At 57.2% G+C, this 5142-nt stretch carries 3 protein-coding genes; 1 reads left to right on the plus strand and 2 read right to left on the minus strand.

All coding sequences use genetic code 11. From position 1 onward, the window contains the following. The first annotated feature begins 1519 nt into the window (after positions 1 to 1519). A complete protein-coding gene (locus GNZ13_RS15575) occupies positions 1520 to 2065 on the plus strand; it encodes a diguanylate cyclase (RefSeq protein ID WP_172165826.1) in 546 nt (181 codons plus the stop codon). A 535-nt stretch (positions 2066 to 2600) separates the two neighbouring features. On the opposite strand, the gene GNZ13_RS15580 is transcribed toward GNZ13_RS15575, so the two are convergent. Both GNZ13_RS15580 and GNZ13_RS15585 read right to left on the minus strand, forming a co-directional pair. Beyond that, positions 2601 to 3923, minus strand: a complete 1323-nt coding sequence (locus GNZ13_RS15580; protein WP_172165828.1) for a TIGR00366 family protein — start codon at positions 3921 to 3923, stop codon at positions 2601 to 2603. Between the two features lie 729 nt (positions 3924 to 4652). Further along, positions 4653 to 4802, minus strand: a complete 150-nt coding sequence (locus GNZ13_RS15585) for a DUF2934 domain-containing protein (protein WP_172165831.1) — start codon at positions 4800 to 4802, stop codon at positions 4653 to 4655. Positions 4803 to 5142: the final 340 nt, after the last annotated feature.

Raw genomic sequence — 5142 nt, forward strand, 5'->3', positions numbered from 1 at the left:
GTTTTCCTTTTTATGCGTTGTGGGGACAACACACAGAAAGGTACCTGCATGGGCAGGTGCTCTAACAGGCATAGCCAGTTAGGCGATGACCACGCCCATAGGGCGTGGATTTCGATTTGTCATTAAAAACGCGTGCGCGTACCTGAGTAGCCCGTTCATTGCTTCACCGGCAGCCAATTTCACGCCCGCTCAGTTGCTTCGTCGAACGATGATTGCGCCAGGCATTCATACGCCCGAGTCGCCGCGTTGAACTGCGGGTGCACCCCCAAGTCGTTGCGCATGCTCGGCGCACCAAAAAGAAACCCGCCAAGCGGCGGGTTGAATCCATATCAGGAGGAGACATGGAGGAGACGAGATAAGCATAAACCCTATATTTCTCGCTTGCAACTTGCAAAAAAATTGCCTCCACACGACGAAATTGGTGCCGGCCGCCGTTGGTCGCTGACCCGCTCTACCGCACCTCGGTACGGCAAGCCCCAGCGAGTATGGCGGCGAAAGCTATGTGTCCCAGTTGCGTAGACGGGCGTCTGGGTCACTCAGCCTTTTGCCTGCTTTTGGTGCGCTTCGCCACTTGCGTGGCCTTATGACTTTGCGCCTTCTCAGCGGCCTTTTTGGGCCCGGCTACCTCTTTTTTCCGGCTCGACATGTCGGCTTCGGGACTCGGCGTGGACTTTCTGGGGGATGGCATTTTAGACTCCTTAACGTGTCGGGGGACACATCATAAAAATAGGTCGCACCGCGCCGGGAATCAAGGCAACGCGGGGCGGTCCCGAGCGAGCCGAACAATTTAGTCGCCGACTTATCCGGAAAAGGCCTCTGTCCCATCGTCACGCGCACCCCACGCGACATCGTCAGGCTGACCAATCGATTGGCCCTCAGCCTGGCCAGCACGACACGAGATGTGAACGCCGCCGACATCGTCGTCGCTGAAGCGCTGTTCCAAAGGTTTCCTGAAATCCGCGAAGCAATCTGCAGAATCCCGAACATTTCACTGGCTCTTATTGGTCAATAGAAAACGAATTGGCGTCGACGGACTGGTCGATGTTCATGGGAGGGTCGAAAGAAGAACGAGGGACACGCTGGCAAGCGTGTCTACCAGAGGATTCCGCCGAACGGAAGTCAGCCACCGCAGCGCTGAATTTTCTCTTCCCCATGACGAACGGGATAAGCGCTAACTCGCATCCGCGTAGCGACCTTCGAGTATCGGAGCAGTCTGGGCTTATTCGCTTTTTAGCCTTAACGTCCATTACTGGTGTTCAAGAAGTCGCTGAAATTTATAGGATGCTCGCATCGCCGGGTGATGTAACCGACCTCGTGGTACAAACGAACCAGGCATCGGCTACCGAGATGGTCAATCACATGACCGCGTACATTGGAGACCAGCGAAACGGTCGACGCGAAGCGAGTCTTGCCGGACCCGGTTGTGACCGAAATCCGCTCGCAATGGCGCATGAGGATAAAAGATGCGTCGGGCAAGTCAGTCGCCGCAGGGCGGTGATTCGAAAGCCGTTGGGTGCGTGTGCGCTCGACCCTCGAACTGGAACGCCTTGCCTATATTGACGGACTCTCCGGGCTATACAACCGTCGGCATTTTGATATCGAACTTGAACGCCGCCTATCGTCACACAGTCCGTCTTCACAGTGGGCAACAGTCGTCCTTCTGCTGGTGGATATCGACAACTTCAAGGTCTACAACGACTGCTACGGTCACCCGGCCGGTGATGACTGTCTGCGAAGGGTAGCGAGCGCCATCGCGTTGGCCGTGCCGGGCACCTGGGTGACAGCACGATACGGTGGAGAGCAGTTTGGCATCATCCTCGCCGCCAGCGGCCAATCCGAAGCTCAGGCCATCGCCGAGCGCGTTCGTACTTCAGTCGAAGCATTGGCCATTCCGCATGCCACGAGCAGTTGCGGAATAGTGACCGTTAGCGTGTGGCTGGCCGCTGCGGCGAGCGGCACGGGCGTGAGCGTCCGAAAACTGGTGGCCGAGGCGGACTCCGCGCTGTATCAGGCAAAGCGGCTCGGACGAAATCAGACCGCAACCCATGGACAGACTGCCCCTTGACGTCCAGCGCACCATGTGCGCATGGTCGGGCATTTCCACGTGGGTGAAATTTGTCTCAGGCTGAAACTCTCGCTCGCCTCAATCTCAGTCCATCGCGTTCGCAGGTGAGACCGTTCTGCGATTCAAACCTGCGCTCACGCGGGACTCTGTTTGCGCAAAAAAGTCCCATGCAACTTATGGCTTTATATGTCGAAGAAACTTTTGATTTGAAGAAGATGTTAAAGACATATCTAGCGAATGGCTTAGCCGACGCGGCATCTAAAATTTAGATGCACCTCTTCCGCGTGTGCCGGAATATCGGACTGCGAGCGCCGACACCGACGTCGCCTATTTCTGCAGTTCGCCGGGTCCCTTACGGGTTGGCTTGAACCATGGCATTATTTTGCAGCGGTTGGCAAAGCGAAACGGAGCGCAGGGACTGTCCGAGGTCGAAGCCGTGCGCGACTCGCTTTTCGGCTGTTCGCAAGGCATCCACGAGGCTTCCTGACGAACCTCGCCAGGCGGTCCTCCTCACTTCGAGACGGACCACCTTTCATTAGAACAGGTACATCCCGGCCACAAAAATAACGCCCGAGAACAGAAGCGCCGTGACGCAGTAGCCCATGATGTCACGAACGCCTAACCCTGCAATGGCAAGCGCCGGAAGGGCCCAGAACGGTTGCGCCATATTTGTCCAGGCCTCACCGTAAGCAATCGCCATCGCAGATTTGCCAAGGTCCGCGCCAAGCGCTTGCGCGGCCGGCATAACAAATGGGCCCTGCACGACCCAATGACCACCACCGGATGGCACGGCAAAGTTGATAAGTGCCGAGCTGAGGAAGGCGAGCAGCGGGAATGTGTGGACGTTGGCGATATCGACAAACCACTTCGTGATTACGCCCGCCAGGCCCGAATGGTCCATCAGCGCCTGGATACCGGCATAAAAGGGAAACTGAATCATGATGCCGGACGCACCCTTCGCTGCCGCAGCTACCGCGCGCGCATACGCCATGGGCGTCTTGTGAAGAACAATGCCCGCTGCGAGGAACACCAGGTTGACGGTGTCGATATCAAGTACGAACCCTTTGTTGATGAACCGGATTACCAGGAAGACGGCGCAGAGTGCTGCCACGAGGACGGCCAGTACACGGCTTTCTTCCATTCGCTCAGCGAACGTCGCATCGGGAGAAAGCTTGCGCTCGACACTCGGCGGGTCCTGCAATAGAGCCGGGTCTACCGTGACCACGTCTTCGGGTTTCGGCATCATGAGCCTTGCCAGGATTGGCAAAAGAATAATGAGGCCGATGGTGATAAACGCGTTGTAGTCCGTAAAGATGGTGTGCGAAACCGGAATCAGACCGACTGTCTTCTCCATCGGATTGCCCTTGGTGGCGGCGACGAGCGGCACAGAGCCAGATAGGCCACCATGCCACGTCAGGAAACCCATGTAAGCACTCGCCACGAGCAGCCGATAGTCGGTTCCCTTGACGCGTCGCGCAACCTCTCGAGCAAGCATCGCCCCCAGAACGAGACCGAATCCCCAATTGATGGCGCAGGCAACGGCGCCGACAAACGCCACCAACATAACCCCTTGACCGGGCGTCCGGGCGGAGCTCGCTAGAGCGACAAGCACTCGCTTGACGGGTGCCGAGCTAGCCAGCGCATGTCCCGTTACAAGAATCATCGCCATCTGCATCGAAAATGCGAGCAGGTTCCAGAATCCGGAGCCCCATAGCATCACGAGGTCGGCAGGAGCGTTCGGCGTCAAACCAAACGCGAGCGCGAAGGTGGCGCCGGTGAGCAAAATGGCAAAAATCAGGGGGTCGGGCAACACCCGATGCACCACCTGAGTGAAAAAAGCGGAGATACGCTGAATCAATTGTCTACTCCTCGTCACCTATATAGATGCGGCCAACTGTCGTTGTTATGGGCGGTAAGCCGCGCGCGCCGATTTTTGCACACAACGAAAAATCCTGCTCCGAAGAACGCCATTGCTGTTGCAGTCGTCGAAGCCCGCATTGATAGTTACCGATACCATGCAAGTCCACACCCGCATTGCAGGCATCCGCGTTTCGTTAACATCGCACCGCAGAAAGCGACCGGGCGTAGTCGTTCCGGACGTCATAACGCCAGGAATGGACGTCGGCGCGAAAGGTGGTGCCCACGCTGGCTGCCATCGCGTTCGTGATGACCTCGGCCGCAACGCAGATGCTCGCAATCCGCGCTTCTTTGGCGAAGCCGTTGCCGGTCGCGAATTTGCCCCCTGGCCCTTCGCGATGTGCAGCTGGCGTCAACCGCGTCGTAGCTCCGGCTTTCTGTGAGATGGCGTCCTTGAGGTGTGGCGCTTCATTCTCCTTCTGATGCGTGCCTGCGAAAGACCTCTACTGATGCGGAGGCCTCATGCAAAAAGAGTCCCATCCAACTTATGGCTTTATATGTCTAAAAAACGCTTCGGTTGTAAGAAGGCTTCTATTGAGTCGGATAGTGAATGGGCCCGCATTGTCTCCTCTGCGGGTGCATCAGCCTTGGCCGGCCCCGTGCGTGCTTCTTTTTTTGATGGGTGCGGACGCCGGCCAACGAGCCGGTCCAGTCACGCCGAGCTAGTATCTCAACCCAATTCTGCCAGCGAGCCATCTGCGCCTAGCTGCTGCCGTGCCTTTTCCCAATATTCCTGGGAGCGCCCGTCGGGACTTCCTTCCTTCTCCCAAAGATAGAACGCGAGCGTACGAATTTGCTCCTCGGTAACAGGCACATCCATTTTCAATCTCCCCAAAAAATACCTTCAATTGGTTAGAGCATTGTCGCTATGGTCAATCGAGTCGACCGTTCGAAAGGGAAACACCGCACGGTGCCCGCCTTCCGAATGGCAAACAACCCATTCATGCGTGGTCTGCGACAACGGCTAACCTCTTGGTTGGTAACGACGGTTTGCTGCGATTCGCGCGACTACTGGCACCAAACGAGGGTTGAGCACAGGAATTGAGCCAGCACGACTTTCAGCTCGAGCAACTATTGCATCAATGGTGACTCGTGCGACCGCGCGTTGTGCCCGCCTCGCGAAGTGCTTCAGTCGACGGTCGCTGACCGGATGCCGCGCC

Source organism: Paraburkholderia elongata (assembly GCF_013177735.1).
GTDB classification, from domain to species: Bacteria; Pseudomonadota; Gammaproteobacteria; order Burkholderiales; family Burkholderiaceae; genus Paraburkholderia; species Paraburkholderia elongata.